This is a genomic window from Arthrobacter sp. MMS18-M83, assembly GCF_026683955.1.
GTDB lineage: Bacteria > Actinomycetota > Actinomycetes > Actinomycetales > Micrococcaceae > Arthrobacter.
On sequence record NZ_CP113343.1, the window covers coordinates 3,204,481 to 3,223,425 of the forward strand.

General features: G+C 64.4%; 18 protein-coding genes and 1 pseudogene. 12 read left to right on the forward strand and 7 right to left on the reverse strand.

Features of this window, described 5'->3' with window-relative positions; genetic code table 11:
* Nucleotides 1–201: 201 nt before the first annotated feature.
* Genes OW521_RS15175 through OW521_RS15185 form a run of 3 tightly spaced genes read left to right on the forward strand, consistent with a single transcriptional unit; the run spans nt 202 to nt 2,902 of the window.
* Nucleotides 202–1,422, forward strand: a complete 1,221-nt coding sequence (locus OW521_RS15175; RefSeq protein WP_268020452.1) for a hypothetical protein — start codon at nt 202–204, stop codon at nt 1,420–1,422.
* A gap of 2 nt (nt 1,423–1,424) precedes the next feature.
* On the forward strand, nt 1,425–2,225 hold the full coding sequence (nth, locus tag OW521_RS15180; protein WP_268020453.1) for an endonuclease III: 801 nt from the start codon (nt 1,425–1,427) through the stop codon (nt 2,223–2,225).
* Nucleotides 2,222–2,902 carry an NUDIX hydrolase gene (locus tag OW521_RS15185; protein WP_268020454.1) on the forward strand — a complete coding sequence of 227 codons (681 nt, stop codon included), beginning with the start codon at nt 2,222–2,224 and terminating at the stop codon, nt 2,900–2,902. The genes nth and OW521_RS15185 overlap by 4 nt, the downstream gene beginning before the upstream one ends.
* A gap of 50 nt (nt 2,903–2,952) precedes the next feature.
* Here OW521_RS15185 and OW521_RS15190 read toward each other — a convergent pair whose 3' ends face one another.
* The 3 genes from OW521_RS15190 to OW521_RS15200 all read right to left on the reverse strand — a co-directional run bounded on the left by OW521_RS15190 (nt 2,953) and on the right by OW521_RS15200 (nt 5,978).
* On the reverse strand, nt 2,953–3,153 hold the full coding sequence (locus tag OW521_RS15190; RefSeq protein ID WP_268020455.1) for a YegP family protein: 201 nt from the start codon (nt 3,151–3,153) through the stop codon (nt 2,953–2,955).
* A 225-nt stretch (nt 3,154–3,378) separates the two neighbouring features.
* Nucleotides 3,379–4,239, reverse strand: coding sequence for a CHAD domain-containing protein (locus OW521_RS15195; protein ID WP_268020456.1), 861 nt, complete (start codon nt 4,237–4,239; stop codon nt 3,379–3,381).
* A gap of 44 nt (nt 4,240–4,283) precedes the next feature.
* Nucleotides 4,284–5,978 (reverse strand): bifunctional 3'-5' exonuclease/DNA polymerase, encoded by a 1,695-nt coding sequence (locus OW521_RS15200; protein WP_268025902.1) that lies wholly within the window; start codon nt 5,976–5,978, stop codon nt 4,284–4,286.
* Nucleotides 5,979–6,416: 438 nt separating this feature from the next.
* Between OW521_RS15200 and ssd the strand changes: the two genes are divergently transcribed.
* From ssd to OW521_RS24190, 7 genes are all read left to right on the forward strand, one after another.
* Complete coding sequence (gene ssd / locus OW521_RS15205; protein ID WP_268020457.1) at nt 6,417–7,436, forward strand: septum site-determining protein Ssd; 1,020 nt, start codon at nt 6,417–6,419, stop codon at nt 7,434–7,436.
* Nucleotides 7,433–8,734, forward strand: coding sequence for a TadA family conjugal transfer-associated ATPase (locus OW521_RS15210; protein ID WP_268020458.1), 1,302 nt, complete (start codon nt 7,433–7,435; stop codon nt 8,732–8,734). Before ssd ends, OW521_RS15210 begins: the two co-directional genes overlap by 4 nt.
* The gene (locus OW521_RS15215) at nt 8,731–9,522 is read left to right on the forward strand and encodes a type II secretion system F family protein (protein ID WP_268020459.1); all 792 of its coding nucleotides are present in this window, start codon (nt 8,731–8,733) and stop codon (nt 9,520–9,522) included. The genes OW521_RS15210 and OW521_RS15215 overlap by 4 nt, the downstream gene beginning before the upstream one ends.
* 229 nt (nt 9,523–9,751) lie before the next feature.
* The gene (locus OW521_RS15220) at nt 9,752–10,168 is read left to right on the forward strand and encodes a type II secretion system F family protein (RefSeq protein ID WP_442781276.1); all 417 of its coding nucleotides are present in this window, start codon (nt 9,752–9,754) and stop codon (nt 10,166–10,168) included.
* Nucleotides 10,169–10,365: 197 nt separating this feature from the next.
* The gene (locus tag OW521_RS15225) at nt 10,366–10,710 is read left to right on the forward strand and encodes a DUF4244 domain-containing protein (protein ID WP_268020460.1); all 345 of its coding nucleotides are present in this window, start codon (nt 10,366–10,368) and stop codon (nt 10,708–10,710) included.
* A 209-nt stretch (nt 10,711–10,919) separates the two neighbouring features.
* Nucleotides 10,920–11,351: a TadE family type IV pilus minor pilin gene (locus tag OW521_RS15230; protein ID WP_268020461.1), complete on the forward strand. Its 432-nt coding sequence runs from the start codon at nt 10,920–10,922 to the stop codon at nt 11,349–11,351.
* The gene (locus OW521_RS24190; protein ID WP_326493963.1) at nt 11,348–11,833 is read left to right on the forward strand and encodes an Rv3654c family TadE-like protein; all 486 of its coding nucleotides are present in this window, start codon (nt 11,348–11,350) and stop codon (nt 11,831–11,833) included. Before OW521_RS15230 ends, OW521_RS24190 begins: the two co-directional genes overlap by 4 nt.
* Before the next feature lie 86 nt (nt 11,834–11,919).
* On the opposite strand, the gene OW521_RS15240 is transcribed toward OW521_RS24190, so the two are convergent.
* Both OW521_RS15240 and OW521_RS15245 read right to left on the reverse strand, forming a co-directional pair.
* On the reverse strand, nt 11,920–14,262 hold the full coding sequence (locus OW521_RS15240) for a DEAD/DEAH box helicase (RefSeq protein ID WP_268020462.1): 2,343 nt from the start codon (nt 14,260–14,262) through the stop codon (nt 11,920–11,922).
* Between the two features lie 78 nt (nt 14,263–14,340).
* Nucleotides 14,341–15,036: a GNAT family N-acetyltransferase gene (locus tag OW521_RS15245; protein ID WP_268020463.1), complete on the reverse strand. Its 696-nt coding sequence runs from the start codon at nt 15,034–15,036 to the stop codon at nt 14,341–14,343.
* A gap of 125 nt (nt 15,037–15,161) precedes the next feature.
* Here OW521_RS15245 and trhO point away from each other — a divergent pair, with 125 nt between their 5' ends.
* On the forward strand, nt 15,162–16,055 hold the full coding sequence (gene trhO, locus OW521_RS15250; RefSeq protein ID WP_268020464.1) for an oxygen-dependent tRNA uridine(34) hydroxylase TrhO: 894 nt from the start codon (nt 15,162–15,164) through the stop codon (nt 16,053–16,055).
* A 51-nt stretch (nt 16,056–16,106) separates the two neighbouring features.
* Here trhO and OW521_RS15255 read toward each other — a convergent pair whose 3' ends face one another.
* Nucleotides 16,107–16,643: a hypothetical protein gene (locus OW521_RS15255; RefSeq protein ID WP_268020465.1), complete on the reverse strand. Its 537-nt coding sequence runs from the start codon at nt 16,641–16,643 to the stop codon at nt 16,107–16,109.
* 58 nt (nt 16,644–16,701) lie between these two features.
* Nucleotides 16,702–17,139: a hypothetical protein gene (locus OW521_RS15260; RefSeq protein ID WP_268020466.1), complete on the reverse strand. Its 438-nt coding sequence runs from the start codon at nt 17,137–17,139 to the stop codon at nt 16,702–16,704.
* 107 nt (nt 17,140–17,246) lie between these two features.
* On the opposite strand from OW521_RS15260, the pseudogene OW521_RS15265 reads away from it, so the two are divergent.
* Nucleotides 17,247–18,943, forward strand: a pseudogene (locus OW521_RS15265) (DUF7059 domain-containing protein).
* The last annotated feature ends 2 nt before the right edge of the window (nt 18,944–18,945 follow it).

The following is an 18,945-nucleotide window of genomic DNA, read 5'->3' on the forward strand; positions in this document are numbered from 1 at the left end:
CAGGGTAGCTCCAAAAGCGGAGATCACAGGGCCCGCCTCCTAGTCTCCGCGCACGTGCCAGCTAGTGGACTGTCAGAAGGGTGGCATAGGCTGAAGAGGTCTCGAGACGCGAAGACTTGGCGCCCCTGCCTGGCCCGAAAACACTGGGTGCAGCCTTGGGCGGCCGCGTATCGGGCACCGCCGTACAAAGGAGATTTGCACATGAACCAGACGAGCCAAGGCCCGAAATACGGTGCGCTCGCGCCCGGATCGGCCCCCGAAGCAGCAACTGGAGCCGGGGCGCCAGAACCCGGTCGCAAGACCTCCCCGAAGTACCAAGCGGTACTGGGACCGTTCACCACCCGGGACGTGACTGTTTTCGGCTCCACCTTGCTGATGTTTGTAGGTTCCCTCCTGCCGATGTTTGGTGGGCGCTACAACCTGTGGAACCTGGACAACCTCTTTTTCCTGGCCCTGGGCATCATCCTTCCCCTGGTGGTGACGGCGTTGTTCGTTGCGCGGCGCCTGCAGCCGGGAAACGTGGTGAGAATCGGTTCGCTCTCGATTGACCAATTCGCTTCCGTTGTGGCGTCGTTCGCCGTGACCATGTTCTTCCTCGCCACGGCAGGCGCGTTTACTGTGTTCGCGCTGGTAGGCCTGATCGGCTCGGTGGGCTTTCTCGCTGCGACGGTCCTGGCTCCGCACTTGCCGGCGCTCCGCGAGGACTTCAAGGACCGGGCCGAACAGCCCGCGCACGTTGTGGCCCGGGAAGCGGCCATCCCAACCCGCAAGCCCATCGCGCCGAAGCCGGTGGTGCCCAAGCCCGACGCCTCGCCTGAAGCTTCCGCGCGCGCCACTCCGGAACCTGTCGCGTCGGCGGCCGTCAGGTCGGAGCCTGAAAAGCGAGCTCCCGAAACTTCAGCGCCGTGGGCTCCGGCAGCTGCCGCTCCGACGTCGTTCGGCCCAGCTGACCCCGGTTCCTCGGACACAGTACCGTCCAGTCCGGCAGCAACAGAGTCCGCCGACGTCGCACCCGCCGCCCCCGCAGCCGGGGACGCCGCCGTCGTACCTGCCGAGCCCGCCAGGCCCATCGGAACCGCCACCCAGCACATCGGGACAGTCAAGACGGCAGGCATGGGGAACCAGCCCAGCTCAGAGCAGCCCAATCTTGAGCAGACCAGGGCGCATCAGATCATCGGAGCCACCGTTGATCCGGCGACGCGAAGGGACGAAGAAGAACACGGCTCCGGGTACGAGGCCTTCTGGTTCGCCGTGGCCCATCCCCGCACCGTCGTCGACGAGCACACCGGAATCCCCGTCTTCACCATCGAGCCGGGCACGTGGGTCCTGGCCCTCGAAGACCGAGGCCAGGAATTCCTGGTGCAGGACACCGATGGCAAAGTAGGCATCCTGCGCGATCTCAGCCACATCGAACGCGGCTAGCCATGCCCGCTGTGGACGCCGCCGTCGAAACCCCGCTGGCATTGAAGCGGCGTGCGCGCAAAATCAATAAGGCTCTCGCCGGGCTTTATCCCTACGCCCATGCGGAGCTTGATTTCCGGAACCCGTTCGAACTGGTGGTGGCCACGGTGCTGTCCGCCCAGACCACCGACGTGCTGGTCAACCAGGTCACCAAGATCCTGTTTTCACGCTATCCGGATGCCAGGAGCATGGCCGAGGCCGAGCCCGCCGAGCTGGAGGCGATCCTGCAACCGACCGGTTTCTTCCGCGCCAAAGCGCGGAACGTCCTGGCGCTCAGCACGCGCTTGGTGGACGAGTTCGACGGCGAGGTTCCCGGCAGGTTGGAAGATTTGGTGACGCTCCCCGGCGTTGGGCGCAAAACGGCGAACGTGGTGCTCGGCAACGCTTTCGGCGTTCCCGGAATCACGGTGGACACCCACTTTGGCAGGCTGGCGCGCAGGTTTGGGTGGACGACATCCGAGGACCCGGTGAAAATCGAATTCGACGTCGCCGAACTGTTCGAGCCCAAGGACTGGACCATGCTGTCGCACCGGGTGGTTTTCCACGGACGCAGGGTCTGTCATGCGCGCCGGCCGGCGTGCGGGGCGTGCCCGGTGGCCAATTGGTGTCCCAGCTACGGTGAAGGCGAAACCGATCCGGTCAAAGCCGCCAAGTTGCTCAAATACGAACTGGCGCCCGGCAACGAAGCGCTTTTGGCAAGGCTGCTCGCCGAGACCCACCGTGCTGCGGAGATTCGGATGGAATCGCAAAGGAGCCCACGATGACCGCGCTGGAAGACTTGGTCAGCCTCATCACCAAGATTGATTCCGGCCTTCACCCAGGTCCTGACCCGCGGATTGCCGCCGCCACGGTGGATCCAGACAAGGCACGAAAAGCCGCTATTCTCATGCTGTTCGGCGTCTTGGACGATGTCCCCGCTGAATCCGGGAAACCTGTGGCCCCCGCCGACTTGGATGTGTTGCTCCTGGAACGCGCGCACACCCTGGACGATCATCCGGGACAGGTGGCGTTCCCCGGCGGCAGCATCGATCCCGGGGATGAGTCAGCCGTAGCGGCAGCCCTCAGGGAAGCGGTAGAGGAGACCGGCCTGGACAGCGGAGGCGTGCAGGTGCTGGGCGTCATGCCGGAACTCGGGCTGATCCGCAGCAATTTCGTCGTCACTCCGGTGCTGGCATGGTGGGCGTCGCCCTCTCCCGTTCGCGTTGTGGACTATGCCGAATCGGCGCAAGTGTTTCGAGTTCCTGTGCGGGACCTCCTGGACCCAGACAACCGCTACACCGGGACGCTCACCCGATTCGGCCGGACCTTCTCGAGTCCCGTCTTCAAAGTCAACGGACTAGTGGTCTGGGGTTTCACCGGAATGGTGCTCAGCGGCCTTTTCGACGCCTTAGGGTGGACGGTTCCGTGGGACGCGGAACGGGTTCTTGACATCGAGATCTAGCTGGCTATAGCCCGCCGACCGGCCGGGCGCCCGCCGGCGCCGTGGGTCCGCTACGCTGCGCGTCGGGCTGTTTTTGAGTGATCCTCGACGATGCCCGTGGCGGCATTTTCCCGTACCGCTGTAATGCCGGCGATTACCGCTTTCAGGTGTTTGAACTGCGGAGACTCCGCAACCAGCGTTCCGTCGGCTGCCATCAGTCGGAAACGGTAGCCATCTTCGCCGTCTTTGAGAATCTCGAATCGTCCAGCCATCGTTGCTGTTCCCCCTTGTATGCTGCCTCGCACAGTTAGTGCGTCCTTGCACTGTGGTGTCCCTCACCCGGAACGCCATGAATGAGCCTATCCAGACGCAAGGGGAGTGCTGAAATTACTTTGGAGTACATGACTTGCCCGGGTCATGCCAAGTTAGTTTCCGCCATATGACTCGCTTTCCGCCCTGCCGGACGCTATGGTTCCGGACTTCCTACGACGCGGTCCTCAAAAGGTCAGTGCTCGCCTCGGGGCCGGCACCGGATATTCCGCAATGGCCATCCGGAATTCTTCCTCCGCGTTGAGTCGCCGCCGGACTTCCATCTCCTCCAACCTTTGGGCATCGCCCGCGTCTACGCCGGCGGTGTTCGCCAGTTCCCTGATCCAGTCTCCGGCCACCACGGCATCGTGCTGCTCGCCCAACAGCCGCTGCAGACCGATCGCCGGTTGGATCACTCCGGCAGCATGGTGGCTGAAGGCGTCCGCAACCGCCTCCACCGAGTACCGGAGGCACTTGACGTCTTTGCGGGCTTGGTGGAGCGCGGCATTGCGCACGTCCGGGTCGTCGCTGCCCGCTTCCTCCGCGAGGCTGTGCTGCAGCCGCTCCCACTGCACTTGGAGGCGCTCCGCAAGGTCCGCCGTCGGGGGCTTGTACTCCTTGGCATCGGGGGCGTCCACTAGCGCCCTGGCAGCCCGCACTGTCCGCCTGCTGCGCTTGCGCCTTCCGAGGGTGGACGCCAGCTGCGCGCTGGACGATTCCAGTTCCTCAACGGCCAGGCGCAAGGACTCGGGAGCGTTCCATGAATCCTTCGTGTCAAGGGAGAGCCGTATCCTCTGGGCCAGGACGTAGGCATCTCGGGACTCGCCGAGCGATGTTGCCAGCCACCTGACTTCCTGGCGCGCCGGCCGAGGGAGCTTTGGGACCAGCCCGCGATAGCAGCTGAGCACCGAACGGATCCGGCGAAGCGCGAGCCTGGCATTGTGTACGGCTTCCGGATCAGCCGCCCCGATCAACGGCAATTGGCCCTCCAGCTCTGTCAGCTGGAAGGCAATGTATGCGGCCAACAGCGTCCGGCCTTTGCTTCCCACGGGGCAATCGTCCTCCCCAGCTGAACCGGGGGCAATAGGGGTGCTTACTTCGCTTTGTCGTAAGAATCGACGACGGCGATACTCACCGGAAATTCCACCGGAACCCGCCCGAACAGCAGCTCCTTCGCGGCTGCTGCGGCCTCCTCGATGGCGCTGATGCAGGCATCCACCGACTCGATAGGTGCGTGAACCATGACTTCGTCGTGTAGGAAGAACACGAGTTCCCCGACAGGCAGGCCATTGGCCCGTACGGTGCGCAGCCGCCGTCGAAGTTCAGCCAGCCAGCATGACGCCCAGTCCGCGGCGGAACCTTGCACCACAAAGTTCCGCGTGAAACGTCCCCGCGACCGGGCAATGCTGTCCGCCCGCCTCTGTTCTTCCGCCGTCGTGGATTGCTGGCTGCGGATCCAGCGGTCCGACGGCGGCGGGCTGCTGCGGCCCAACCTGGAGGTCACGGTCCGGCCGGCTTCGCCGTCGCGGGCTGCCTGCTCGACGTAGCCCACTGCTCGCGGATAAGTGCGGGTCAGCTGGGGCATAAGCCGCCCTGATTCGCCCGTGGTGGCGCCGTAAATTGCACCCAGCAACGCGATTTTGGCCTTCGCACGGTCGCCACCGAAGCCCTGAGCGGCGATGCCGGCGTACAAGTCTTTATCCCGCGCAGCCTCGGCCATCTTCGAATCCTGGGCCAGGGCCACCAAAACCCGCGGCTCAAGCTGGGAGGCGTCGGCTACGACCAACTTGTAGCCCGGGTCGGCGTGCACCGCGCCCCGAATCTGGCGAGGGATCTGCAAAGCCCCGCCTCCCCTGGAAGCCCAGCGGCCGGAAACCACGCCACCCACCACGTACTCGGGACGGAACCGGCCTTCGCTCACCCACGCGTCCAGCCACGACCAGCCATTGGCCGTGAACAAGCGGGAGAGCTTTTTGTATTCCAGAAGGGGCTCGATGGCCGGGTGCTTTGATTCCTTGAGTTCCCATTGGCGGGTTGTTTTCACCTCGATGCCGTTCCGGTGGAGGGCACGCATGAGGTCCTGGGGCGAGTCCGGGTTCAGCCGGGGAGTATTGAGGATCCCACGGAGCTCGTTGCAGAGCGCCTCGAGCCGGGCTGGCCGGTGGCCGACAAGAGGTCGGAGACCCAGATGGCCTTCCAGGATGTCTTCGTGCAGCGTCTCCTGCCAGGGCACCCCGGTGAACTGCATTTCCGCGGCGATCATGGCGCCGGCGGATTCAGCAGCCAGCAGGAGTTTCAGACGGTGCTGGCGGCCTTCTTCCGTGGAAGCCTGGCCAAGCGCGTCCTGCTGGGCAGCGAACTCGGCCCGGATGTGGTCGAGGCCGGGCTGCGTGTTGCGCGGGACAAGATCGTCAAAAAGCGCGTCTTGCTCGGCGGGGGCCGGGGGAGGCTGCAGGACGCGTGGAGGAACCGGCATTTCATCGTCCTGCGTGAGCTTTTCCGCACTGCGGGCGTAGTCGGTGTGTGCCGTGAATTCAGAGTGGACCAGGATGGCGCGGCAGAGCGTCAGGTCATGGCACCGTTCCAGTTCCACACCGGCCTGCAGCATTGCCGGGTACCAATCCTGCGTCCGGTTCCAGATCCAGCGCGGCCTCCGCCTTTCCAGCCCGCGTACGACGCCGGCAAGATCGGCTTTTCTTACGACGCGCGGCTCTGCCAGGGCTGCTCCAGCCGGATTGCATTCCTGAATAGCTGCGCCGTCTGGATGGGCGGCGAGCAACAGGTACATGATCTCAATTCTGCCCTGCGGTTCGGTGGAAGCTTGCACGTTACGGACAAGTGCCGTCCGCAATCCTTCTGAGCGCTGGCTTCGGTGGGCAAAGCTTTCGTGCAGAGCTTTCGTTCGCAGTGCTTTTGTTCGCAGTGCTTTTGTTCGGGCGGACTCGTCCTCCACAGGGTCTTTTGTGGTTGTTTGTCCACATACGCCAATACGGTTCTTCAATGCTCCCGGGTAACCGGGGACAGTGGCTTCATGAGCGGGCAACATCTCCAACAGAGTGACGACAGTGGTGGCAGAGCCGGTGGCAGGGGCGGCGGTGTGCGTCGCGCCGAGATGCTTCAACGTCGCGGCCACCGGTCAAGGACATCCGGTACGGGGCCCGGGCCTGATCCGGGCCCGGTGCCGGGGGCGTCATGGCTTCCCGTCGATTCCGCCGAAGTCCTGTTGGTGACGGGCAATACCAGGCTTCAGGCTGAGATGGAGAGGATCGCAGCGGCCGTGGGTGCCAGCCTTCGGACCGCGGTCGATTCGTCCGAGGCCTTGTCGGTGTGGGACTCCGCGCGGATGGTCCTTCTGGGTAGCGACATCCGCGAACTGCCGCCCCGCCGTCGTGCACCTTCTGTCTTGCTGGGACTCAACGGCGAGGGGGACTCTTTGTGGCAGTTGGGAGCGGCCTTAGGGGCCGAACGGGTCGCAGTGTTGCCGGAAGCTGCGGCATGGCTGGCGGAGCACCTCAGCCGCTCCCACGCCCCTGACCCTGGAGGCCTGGTGCTCGGGGTGACAGGAGGATGCGGAGGTGCAGGTGCCTCCACGGTCGCAGTCTGGCTGGCCCAGGAAGCGGCCATCCACGGGGTACGGACATTGTTGGTTGATGGTGATCCTCGGGGAGGCGGTCTTGAGCTTTGCCTTGCTGCGGAAGACGCGCCGGGGCTGCGCTGGCCCGATCTTGCCGGCGCCAGTGGCAGCATCGACCCCGGGCAGCTGAGCGACTCACTCCCGGCAGCAGGCGGATTCTCTTTCCTGTCCTGGCCAGGCAGCCGCGACCGTGCCCCGGACGTCGGGTCGGGTGCAGTCGCAGCTGTTCTGGATGCGGGCAGACGGGGTTATGAACTGGTCATTGTCGATATTGGCCGAGGAACGGAATCGCTTGGCAGCTTCGCCTGGGACTGCGACAGGATCCTCCTGGTAGCCCCGGCACAGCTCCGGGCAGCCGTCGCCGGTGCCCGGCTACTCCAGGAGCTGCCGCCCGTGGAAACGGCGCTCGTGATCCGCGGGAACACCGGTTCTTCCGTGGACGGACCCCTCATTGCCGAGTCGCTTGGCCTTCCCCTCCACGGCGTCCTGCCCGAACTTCGGGGAACCACCGGGGCCGCGGAGCATGGACGCCTCTTGGAGTTCGGTAAGCGCAAGGCCGTGCGTCGCTTTGCTGGATCCGTCCTTCAACTGCTCGACGACGGAGCAGCATGAGTGCGCCTGGATTCTCAACCGGCGGGCGCCGGCGTCTGTCGCAGCGTTTGGACGCCGCGCTCCTTGAAACCGTTCGGGAAACGGTCATGTCGGACGCCGGACCTGTCACGCCATCGCGGGTGGCCGCCGCCGTCCATGCCACCGGCCGTCTACTCGGAACCGCCGGTGCGCTCGCCGCCGTCGAATCGATCAGCGCTGAACTGAGTGGGCTGGGGCCTCTCCAACAACTTGCGCGGGATGCCTCCGTGACGGACATCTTCGTGAATGGCCCGGACTCCGTCTGGTTCGACCGCGGCAAAGGGCTGGAAAGAGCCCAGCTGCACTTTGACGGCGAACCTCAAATCCGCGCCCTTGCCTCCCGGCTTGTGGCAGCCGGCGGACGCCGCTTGGACGACGGATCACCCTGCGTCGATGTCCGGCTCGACGGCGGCTACCGGGTGCACGCGGTGCTGCCGCCGATTTCGACAGCCGGAACCTTGTTGTCCGTGCGGATCCGGCGCGAGGAAGTGTTCTCCATGGATGAGCTTTGCGAGGGCGGAATGTTCGGGTTACCCGTACAGCGGGTGCTGGAAGCCATGATTGACCGCAGGTTGAGCTTCCTGATCAGCGGTGCCACCGGGTCCGGAAAGACCACATTGCTGTCCACGATGCTCGGTCTGAGTAGTCCCCATGAGCGGCTTGTGCTGATTGAAGACGCCTCAGAACTGAACCCGGTGCACCCACACGTCGTGTCCCTTGAGTCCAGGCATGGAAATCTTGAAGGTGGAGGTGTCCTGGACCTCGGCGAGCTCGTCCGGCAGGCGTTGCGGATGCGGCCGGACCGGCTCGTCGTGGGCGAATGCCGAGGGGCCGAAGTCCGCGAACTGCTGACGGCACTCAATACCGGCCATACGGGTGGCGGCGGCACGATCCACGCAAACGCCGCCGCCGCCGTTCCCGCCAGGCTCGTTGCCTTGGGCGCCCTTGCAGGCCTGAGCAGGGAAGCCGTAGGCCTACAACTTTCAACAGCATTGGATGCCGTGGTCCACGTCGAGCGGACCCCTGCCGGAAGGATGGTTTCGTGCATCGGGCTATTGGCGGACGGCCGGACAGGCCAATCCGTGGTGCCTGCCGTGGAGCTGTGCGAAGGCGCCGCTGTTCCCGGTCCGGCCTGGACGGAGCTTGCAGCCCGCCTTGAGCTGGACCCAGGGCTCCTGCCTGCTTCACCCGAGTTGCCGGGGCCGCAGACTTCGCCCGAATTGCTCGGGCCGGATGGACCGATTCCCCGTTCGCATCATCGTCTTGGAGCTGTCGCGTGACCGCGATCCTCATATTCGTCCTTGCAGGCGCTGCGTGGGTTACGTTCCAACCGTCCCGGCGACGTGGCAAACGGGTGGTGCGCGCCCTGGCACCTGCTCCCTCGGTCCCAGCTATAGCGCGCAGGCCGTGGAGGCGCACGCGCGGGGACGCGTTGCCGCTCACGGTGCTCGTGCAGCAGCTGGCTGCGCTCCTCCGAGGCGGCCGGTCGCCGTCAAGGCTTTGGGTGGAACTGTGGATGGTGCATGGCTGCAGGGAACAGGGCGATGGTTCGGTCGATGCCGGCGTACCAAAGGCACGCGGGAAGGCTTCGGGATTACCCGTACTGTCGACCGGATCCCTTCGTGTCCTGGCGGCAGCGCGATCGGCCTCCACGATAGGGGCATCCGTCGCCGAAGCCATCAGAATGTCGGCGGCGAAGGATCTGACGGCCGGGCTTCCCGTGGAACGGCGAATCTGGGGAGAACTCGCCGCCTGCCTGGACGTTGCCGAGGCAAGCGGTTGTCCGTTGGCGGATGTGTTGACGCGGTTTGCCTCCCAGCTTGAAGCGGAAGACGACGCCGGTGATGCTCGGCAGACTGCACTGGCCGGTCCGAAGGCCACCGTCCGCCTCCTGACATGGTTGCCCGTGTTCGGGCTTGGGCTGGGCATGGTGCTGGGGGTGGATCCCCTGGGGATCCTGATGGCCAATGGCATCGGATTGGCGGCGCTCGCGGCGGGGATCGTCTTGACGCTAGCAGGCAGGATCTGGTCATCGCGATTGGTGCTGGTGGCGGCGGGCATCGACTGATGGATTCGACTTTCCCCGCCATCGCTGTGTCCGTGGTCTTGATTTCTGCAGTAGTCCTCGGGCTCGCGAATCCGGGAAGATCCCGGCAGCACACAGCCCTGCGGATGCTTCGCGGATCCCCGGGGGCATTGAGCCGCCGAAGCACCTTCATGGGCGCCCGTCTTCCGGCATGGCCCGGAATTCCCGGAGGCGGCGATCAGATGGGCACGAAGGACTGCACAATGTGCCAATGATTCTTGAGTTGGTGGCAGCCATGCTCGATTCAGGGGCAGGACTTGGACGGACCCTCGAATTGATCGCTGGATGTGCGAGTCCGCAGCTCAGCCGCTCCCTGGGATCCGTGGTTGCCGCCCTGGACATCGGAACCGACTGGGAGACTGCGTGGCGGAGTTCGGGCCAGCAGTGCGCTGAAGCACACAAGCTCAAGGACGCCCTCGCCTTCGCCGCACTGACAGGCGCGCCGTCCTCGGCCATTCTTTATGCCCAGGCAGCCCGCCTCAGGCGTGAACAGTTCAGGGCTGCGGAAAAGCGCGCAGCGGCCCTCGGGGTGAAACTCGTCATCCCGCTGGGCTTGTGTTCTTTGCCTGCCTTTATCTGTCTCGGAGTCATCCCGGTTCTGTTGGCCATGCTTCCGTCAGCGGGATAGTCGGTCGCGCCTCCTGAGCGGCGGTGGCGCTTGAGCCTGGTGCGGCGCGTGACGCGACCGCTCGGGTTTTCTTCCACACATGGGGTGCCAGAAGCGAGTTTTCCACATAGAAAACTTGGGTTCTTCTGAAGACCGGATCCCAACGGGAGAGTCGAAGTATGGCCGGCAGCAAGTCGGTCCCAGCGAAAGGAAATGAAATGAATGCAACTGCGGATACCTTGATCCAAGCGGTCCCCTCCCAGCCGGAGGCTGAGGTTCTGGGGCTGTTCCCGGGCTCACAGCGAAACCAGCCTGTCCGTCCGCCCGTCCGCCCACGCTCCTCCGGCGAAACAAGCCCCGCGCGGTCCGACGCGGAGCTTCCTGCAATCAGACAGTCCAAGAGGCGGCTTATGGGGTCCGAGCTTGGGATGGCCACAGCCGAGTATGCGATCGCCACGCTTGCCGCGGTGGGTTTCGCCGGACTCTTGGTGGTCATCCTTCGCAGCGAGGAAGTGCGCGGTTTCCTCCTCAACCTCATTCGCAGCGCACTCGCACTGCCATGACGAAGAGGCAGGGATCCAAGCGTTGTGCTGAGAATTCTGTACGACGGTGGGCACGGGCTGCCAGGCGCTCGGGCCACAACATCATCGCGCGGCGGCGTTCTTCTGCCAGACGGTCTTCTTCGGAGGAAAAGCTTCATGGCTCGGGGAAGGGCCGTCGGAGCCTCGCTCTCTCCGAGAGAGATCAAGGTGCCGTCACTGCGGAGTTCGCCGTGACACTGCCAGCTGTCTTGCTTCTTTTGGCCCTACTTCTCGCCGGAACTGCGGCCGGAATTACCCAGCTGCGTTTGGAAGAAGCAGCGAGGGCCTGTGCCCGGGCTCTGGCCCGCGGTGATGGAAATTCGGCCGTGGACGGGATCGTCCGGAGATTGGCAGGGGATGCCGCCGTGGCCGTTGTTTCGGAAGACGGCGAATGGATCAAGGTCACGGTCTCCGCCCCGGTGGCTGGCCCGCTCGGATCCCTCATCCCATGGACGCTTTCAGCCGCGGCTTCGGCCAAGGGAGAGACGCCCCGGACGTCAGCGGCCACTTCGCCCTTCCCCGATGTCGGGGACAGGGTTGTTGATTTCAAGGGTGCCGCGCCAGTCGCGGCGCCGGTGGCCAGGCTGGGACTCCAACGCCTTGTGGAAGGGGTAGCGGCGTGAGGGCAGACATCGCCCACGCCAATGCCGGCCGCGGTCAGAGGGAGTGCGGCGTGAGTGCTGGGGTTGCCTGGGCCAATGTGGGTCCTAGCAACGCGGAACGTGGCGTGAGGGCAGATACCGCCCGCGCCAATGCGATCTGTAGCAAAGGGGAACGCGGCTCCGGCACCGTCCTGGCTCTTGCCTTGGGACTTGTCGTCATGATCTGCATGTCAGGAGCACTCATGTTGGCCCAGGCCGCGGCGATGGCGCAACGCGCCGCCACGGCCGCCGACCTTGCCGCACTCGCGGGAGCGGACGCTGCCCGTGGACTGACAGCAGGAGATCCTTGCGTCGTCGCCGGCGAGGCCGCTGCGAGGCACGGAGCGTCGTTGTCGGCCTGCATTCTCAGGCATGGTGAGATCGTGGACGTCCGCACGGAGTTGGTTCGTGGCGCGGTTTTCGGGACGGCCACCGGCCGTTCAAGGGCTGGTCCGCCGCCCTAGGCGGCTGCTGCCCTGGCCACATGCCCTGGCCACATGCCCTTGGACAGCGTCCCGCAGGAGCAGGTCGATCAGGGTGGCGGCCGCCCCTAGACAGCGTCCCGCAGGAGTACGTCGATCAGGGTGACCGCGGCATCCTTGTCCAGGGGGTTGTTCTTGTTGCCGCACTTGGGGGACTGGACACAAGAAGGGCAGCCGTTCTCACACTCACATGCCTTGATGGCGTCCCTTGTGGCCGTCAACCACACTTTGGCTTTCTCGAAGCCACGCTCGGCAAATCCGGCACCGCCTGGATGACCGTCGTAGACAAAGATCGTGGGAACCCCTGTATCGGCGTGAAGCGCTGTTGAGACACCGCCGATGTCCCAGCGGTCACTTGAAGCCACCAAAGGGAGAAGCCCAATGGCGGCATGCTCAGCAGCGTGAAGCGCACCCGGGAACTGTGCCTCGATAAGGCCCGCGCCTGTCAGCGAGCGGTTGTGGACCACAAACCAAACTGCCTTGGTGAAGAGGTCCCTGGCCCCGAGTTCCAGCGGCTCTTCCCCTAAGACTTCATTGGAAATCAATGCCTTACGTTGGAAGGAAACTACCTGTGTTGTCACTTTCACTTCCCCGAAGTGAACTGCGATGTCGCCCCATTCCATGGTTCGGAGAGTCTGCAGGACTTCGATCTGTGTCACGTCCCGGGCTGTCGTGTAGTAGTCCGGGTTGGCCCGCCGAACCATCACGCAGTGGTCTTCTTCGTTCAGTTCCTCAACTAGGTAACTGTCGCCCTGATGCACATAGATGGCACCGGCGTGGGCCTGGTAGTGCGTCTGCGGCGAATCCATGGTGCCCAACAGAGAGCCAGTCTCGGAATCCACGATGCTCACGGGGCCGCCGCCGTCCGCGCGCAGGTTCACCATGGCCGCGGCGCTCTCCGGGTGGGTCCAGAACCAGCCGGCGGGCCGTTTCCTCAGGTACCCCTGCTCCACCAGCTGATTCAGCAGAGGTTCGCACGTTGGTCCAAACAGGCCAAGTTCAGCCACCCCGATTGGGAGCTCGGCGGCCGCCGCGCACAAGTGGGGGCCGAGTACGTAGGGGTTCCCGGGGTCGAAGACGGTGGCTTCGACCGACACATCAAAGATTGCCTCCGGATGGTTGACGAGGTAGGTGTCCAGTGGATCGTCGCTGGCCACGAATGCGGCGATGGCGTCTTGGCCCGCGCGGCCTGCTCGTCCGATTTGTTGGAACAGGGAGGCCCTTGTCCCGGGCCAACCGGCTACCAGTACCGCGTCCAGTCCGGAAATGTCGATTCCCAACTCCAACGCTGACGTGCTGGAGACCCCTAGCAGTTCGCCCGAGCGCAGGGCCTTCTCCAAGGCGCGTCTCTCCTCAGGGAGATAGCCAGAGCGGTACGCAGCAACCCGCTGGGGCAAGCTGGGGTCTACCTCGTCGAGGAGGCGCTTGGCGATGGATGAAATTGTCTCCGCCCCACGCCTGGATTTGATGAAGGCGATGGTCCGGACGCGGGAGGACACCAGGTTGGCCAGCATGTCCGCGGTCTCGGCCACAGCAGTCCTGCGGGCCTTTGCTCCGTTTTCGCCCTTCAGCTCGGTCAGGGCAGGTTCCCAAAAAGCCACTGTGGTGGAGCCGTGTGGCGAACAGTCCTCGGAAACTTCGCGCACGGGAGTCCCGATGAGCCGGGCAAAGGAAGTCCCGGGGTCCGAGGCCGTCGCGGACGCGGCAATGAACACAGGCTCAGGAAAGGAGTTGCCGGCACCGTAGTACGCGCAGATCCGCCGGAGCCTTCGCATGAGGTTGGCGACGTGTGACCCGAACACTCCGCGGTAGCTGTGGGCCTCATCCACGATGACGTACCGCAGCCGGCGGAAGAAGCGGGCCCACCAGGTGTGGTTGGGCAGGATCCCAAAGTGCAACATGTCGGGGTTGGCGAGGATGAAGTTGGCGTGGTCGCGGATCCAGCGGCGCTGCGACTGGTCGGTATCGCCGTCGTACGTTTCGGCACGGACCGTGGGGAGCTTGAGGGGGCGGATCGCTGCCAGTTGGTCGGCGGCGAGGGCCTTGGTTGGGGAAAGATAAAGGGTGACTGCACCGTCGTCGTGGATCTTGCCCGGTTCGGATAGCACCCGTAACTCGGAACGATGGATCGCGTCGAGGGCAGGCAACTGATAGGCAAGGGACTTCCCGGACGCGGTGCCCGTGGCAATGACCACGTGTTGGCCCGAGTGTGCGAGTTCGGCTGCTTCGATTTGGTGCCGGTACGGTTCGTGGATGCCCAAGGTTCCGTAGGCGGCAACGATATCTGGATGGGCCCAGCCCGGCCATGCCTCATGGATTGCTTGGCGGGCAGGAATGGTTCGGACATGTCGCAACTGCTCCGGGTCCGGGCTCCTGCCCAGCAGGGAGATCACAGATTCAGTTGCGCTCACTCAGCCATTCTGCCATCGCGCCGGAAACCGGGATCATTGTTGAGGCCGCCGCGGACCGCTCCGGCCGCCGAAGGGCCGCTACGCCACAGACAGATCAGTCTCGTCGACCCGCTTGGTAGACATCATGAGTACTTGGCTCACGTTCTTCCAACCCAAGTGCGAATAGAGGTGCTGTCCGTCCAGGGAAGCCAGGAGGAGTCCGCTTTCGACGTCGTGCTCAAATGCCTGTGCGGCGAGGGCTTTCATGATGAAGCTGCCTAGTCCTCGGCGTTGGTAGTTGGGTTCGGTGACGATCTTGTCGAACACGGCCGTCTGCTTGACCACGAATACCTGGCCGCTGGCTGCCACCTTCTCGCCGGCGTGGACCACGGCGTAGTGCACGCCCTTGCTTTCGGAGGTCGTGAGCTTGAGATTGTCATCGGAGAGCCACGGGTCTTCGGAATCCTGCGTTTCCATGTCCACGATCATCATGGTCTGGGAATCGGAAGTGACGTTCAGCCCGTGCTCCCGCGCCAGCTGGTCATAGCGGGCGACGTCGTTCGTGAGGATTGTCAGGATGCGGGTGTCCGCTTGGGCGGTCTTGGCAGCAAGTTCGGCAAACTCGGAATCCGAGGGGTCGTGCGCAAAGTACTCCCAGTCGCCGGTCTTGTCAGCACGCAGCGCCGCGGGGAACCGTCCTTCCTTGCGGGTCTCGTAACCCCGGGAACCTGACCATCCGGCAACCCAGACTTCCAGCAGATCCGCGATGTCTTCAACCAAGGCGTCGTGACTCATGTAGAGAGACTATGCCAGCAGTCTGGGAATCAACAGGGGCGGCCAGTAACAGCTCAGTTAACACTTTGGGAAGTCGGACAGCTGCTCGGCTCAGGAGTTTGGGGCCACCAAGTACCCTTAAATACGTGGCTTTAAACAGAATCGTGCTCTTCTATGGCTTTACCCCGATTGCAGACCCGGACGCGGTGCGGCTGTGGCAGCGTGCCCTGTGCGAGAAGCTCGGCCTCACCGGCCGCATCCTTATTTCCCGGGACGGCATCAACGCCACAGTCGGCGGGGAGCTGAACAGCGTCAAGCAGTATGTGAAGACCACCAAGGAGTACAAGGGCTTCCACGGTATCGACTTCAAGTGGTCCGAAGGCGGCGCTGCGGACTTTCCCCGGCTCAGCGTCAAGGTGCGCGATGAGATCGTGTCCTTCGGTGCCCCCGGAGAACTGAAAGTGGACGAGAACGGCGTCGTTGGCGGCGGCACTCACCTCCAGCCGGAAGAGCTCCACGCATTGCTGGAGCAAAAGAAGGCTGCCGGGCAGGAAGTGAAGTTCTTCGATGGACGCAATGCCTTTGAAGCCCAGATCGGCAAGTTCAAGGACGCAATCGTTCCTGATGTCGCCACCACCCACGACTTCATCAAGGAACTCGACTCCGGGAAGTACGATGAGCTCAAGGACCAACCAGTGGTCACTTACTGCACCGGCGGGATCCGCTGCGAAGTCCTTTCCAGCCTTATGGTGAACCGCGGGTTCAAAGAGGTCTACCAACTCGACGGCGGCATTGTCCGCTACGGCGAAACCTACAAGGACCAAGGCCTGTGGGAAGGCTCCCTTTACGTCTTCGACAAGCGCATGCACGTGGAATTCAGTGAGGAAGCCAAGACCATCGGCCAATGCGTCCGCTGCCAAGCGCCCACCAACAAGTTTGAGAATTGCTCCAACCTGAGCTGCCGAAACCTTACTCTGTATTGCGCTGAATGTGCCTCAAGCCCGGAAACGTTGCGCTGCCCGGAAGGCTGCGCGGCCTAGCTCCCGGTCGCCTAGCTCCTGGTCGCCCAGTTCCGGGTCGCCTGCGGTCGCCTAGATGCGGCTCACCCGGTATGCGAAGTTCGCCGGGGCATTGGCTGTCACCGTAATACCCAAGACGGCATCTTTCTCCAGTTGCAGGACGTTGACCCGCGTGGTGCCGCACTGCAGCATCAGCTCGATGAGGACGTCGCTCCCGTTTCGCACAGTGAATTCGGTGCTGCGGGCGCCGCGGCACGCGAGTGTCACGGCATAGGAACCGCCGGGAAGTTGCGTAGTTTCTTCAGCGCGGGATTCTCCACGTGACAATAGTCCGTAGCTGCTATAGAAGGACTGCCCGTTCACGTCCGGGAGTACGTCCCCCGCCCAGGCTTTCAGTGCATCGCCCGTGACGGTCTGGCCCAATGCCGGATCGCGGGGCAGCACGGGATCGGTGAAGACTGCCGACGGCGGACTGCTCACCGGCGCACGACCGTCGTCGTAGGTGTATTCACACGAGGCCAGAGGGCCGCACGCGAGCACACCACAAAGCACGACGGCGGGAATCGCCACCCGTGTCTCCGGTACCTTCAGGGCGTGGACCCACCCCATAGTCCGACTCTACGCCGGGCCGCCGCCGTTGGAACGCCGCTGCAGGAACAAGGTGGCGTCAGGAACCCGCGACCAGTTGGTACGCGTAGATCAAGGGCGCATCGACGCTGCTTGTGCTGATGCTCAATGGACCGGACGAGGGAACCTTGATGCGGGATGTTTCGCGGCTGCCATTGCACGCCGCTCCTGCCTCAGTGAGCTGCTTGCCGGACGCGGAAACGGCGAAGAATGCCTTGCCACCGCCGTCGCAGGCCACCGTCAAGGTGTACGTGCCTGCAGCCAGGTTGGCTACGCTCTTGACCAAGGGGTCGCGGTTCAGGATTCTTCCTGAATCCTCCAGGACGATCCCGGCCGCGGAGGGAATGGTCGTTGCCTTCCACGAAGGGATGTTGGCGTCAGTGATGGACCCTGCGGGGACGCACGCCGTCATTGCCAAAGTGCCGGCGCCGATAGCAAGGAGTGCTGCGTGTCGCCGGCTGGAGGGGTGAAATGCCATGATTCAACGCTACCCGCTCGGGCGCGTAGCCCGGGACGCGAACACCCGCTCCGAGACGGCCGTGCCCACTCCCCAGCCCCAGTAGACCAGCCCAATAGACTTGGACGGTGACTGATCCCGCAACGCCCACCATCCTGGGGACCGCCCCGAACACCCCCGATGCTCCCCGCAGCGACCTCGAGGAACTGCTCGCAGCGCTCGCCGGCGACCTGCGGAGCGTGGGCTACACAGTGGACGAAGTGGCAGAACTCCTCGGGGCGTCTGCCCACTCTGCCCTCGCCCGGGATCAGCTCATCCCCGCCCTGATCGTCACCGAACCGACCGACCGCACTGGAGACCAGGGGACTGGCGGCACAAAAGCCGCGCTCGCCGTCGTCGTGCGCTTGTGGCTCCTGGCTGTCCCGCAAACCGAAAGCGACGTCGACGCCGCCCTGCCGCGCATCCGTACCTCGGGCCTGATAGAGCTTGGCCTGGTGGAGAAGAACGACGCCGGTGCTGTCGCCGCCAAAGTGGATTTGCGGCCGTATGGTTGGGATTCCAATGAAGATGGCAGCGGTGGTGCCGAACTGTGGGTTGCCAGCGACCTCGCGGCCCATCAGCAACCCGGCGTGCTCAGGCATGACCACGTGCTCGGCATCGGTCAGGCATCCACAACCCTTGTGCAGACCACCATCCGTCGCCACTCGAAGCGCGCCCTGGACCTAGGGACCGGCTGCGGAATCCAGACCTTCCACCTCCTGCACCACAGCGAGCACGTCACGGCCACAGACATCTCCGAGCGGGCCCTCGCCTTCACGCGTTTCAACCTGATGCTCAACTCCGAGGCCCTGCACGTTGATCCGGCTGATCTTGAGCGGCGCGTGAGCTTGCGGCTGGGATCCCTTTTGGAGCCCGTGGCAGGTGAGACGTTCGATCTTGTGGTGTCCAACCCGCCTTTCGTCATTACGCCACGCAGTGCCGGCGAGCACGCCTCGGATCAGTTCACATACCGCGACGGCGGGCTGCCCGGCGACGACATCGTCGCCAACCTCGTCCGCACGTTGCCGGACGTCCTCGCACCCGGTGGCACGGCGCAGATGCTCGGCAACTGGGAGATCCCCGCTGGCACCGGATGGAGCGATCGCCCCGCCTCGTGGCTGGCCGGTTCCGGCACGGAAGCGTGGTTCATCCAGCGGGAACAGGTGAGCCCGGAGCTCTACGCGGAGACTTGGCTGCAGGACGCTTCCGAGGGCCGCGACCGCGAGCTCTACCGTGACGCCTACGCCGCCTACCTCGATGATTTCGACTCGCGGAATGTGGAGGCCATCGGTTTCGGGATGATCTGGCTGCGGCGGCCCGTGCGGACGGGTACCGCGGGTCCCGGAGCGGTGCCCGCCCGTTTCGAGGAGATCACGTATCCCATCGAGCAGCCGATCGGTCCGCATCTTGCCGCCACGATCGAACGCGCCGACTGGCTGGACTCCCACGAGCTCGCCGACGTCCACCTGATGGTGGCTGACGACGTGACCGAGGAACGCCACCAGCGGCCGGGCGCCGAACACCCCGGCGTTATCTTGTTGCGTCAGGGCGCGGGGCTGCGCCGGACGAACCTGCTGAGCACCGAGCTGGCCGGCTTTGTGTCGGCGTGCGACGGCGAATTGTCCGTCCGCCAGCTGATCGGCGCCTTGTCGGCGCTGCTGGGGGAGGGGACGACTTCGACGACGATGCTTTCCGCACCGGATTGCTCTCTGACGTCGCAAACCTGGTCCGCGACGGTTTTTTGCTGCCCGTGGCTTCGGACAATCAGGGCGACGCTGCCGGATAAAC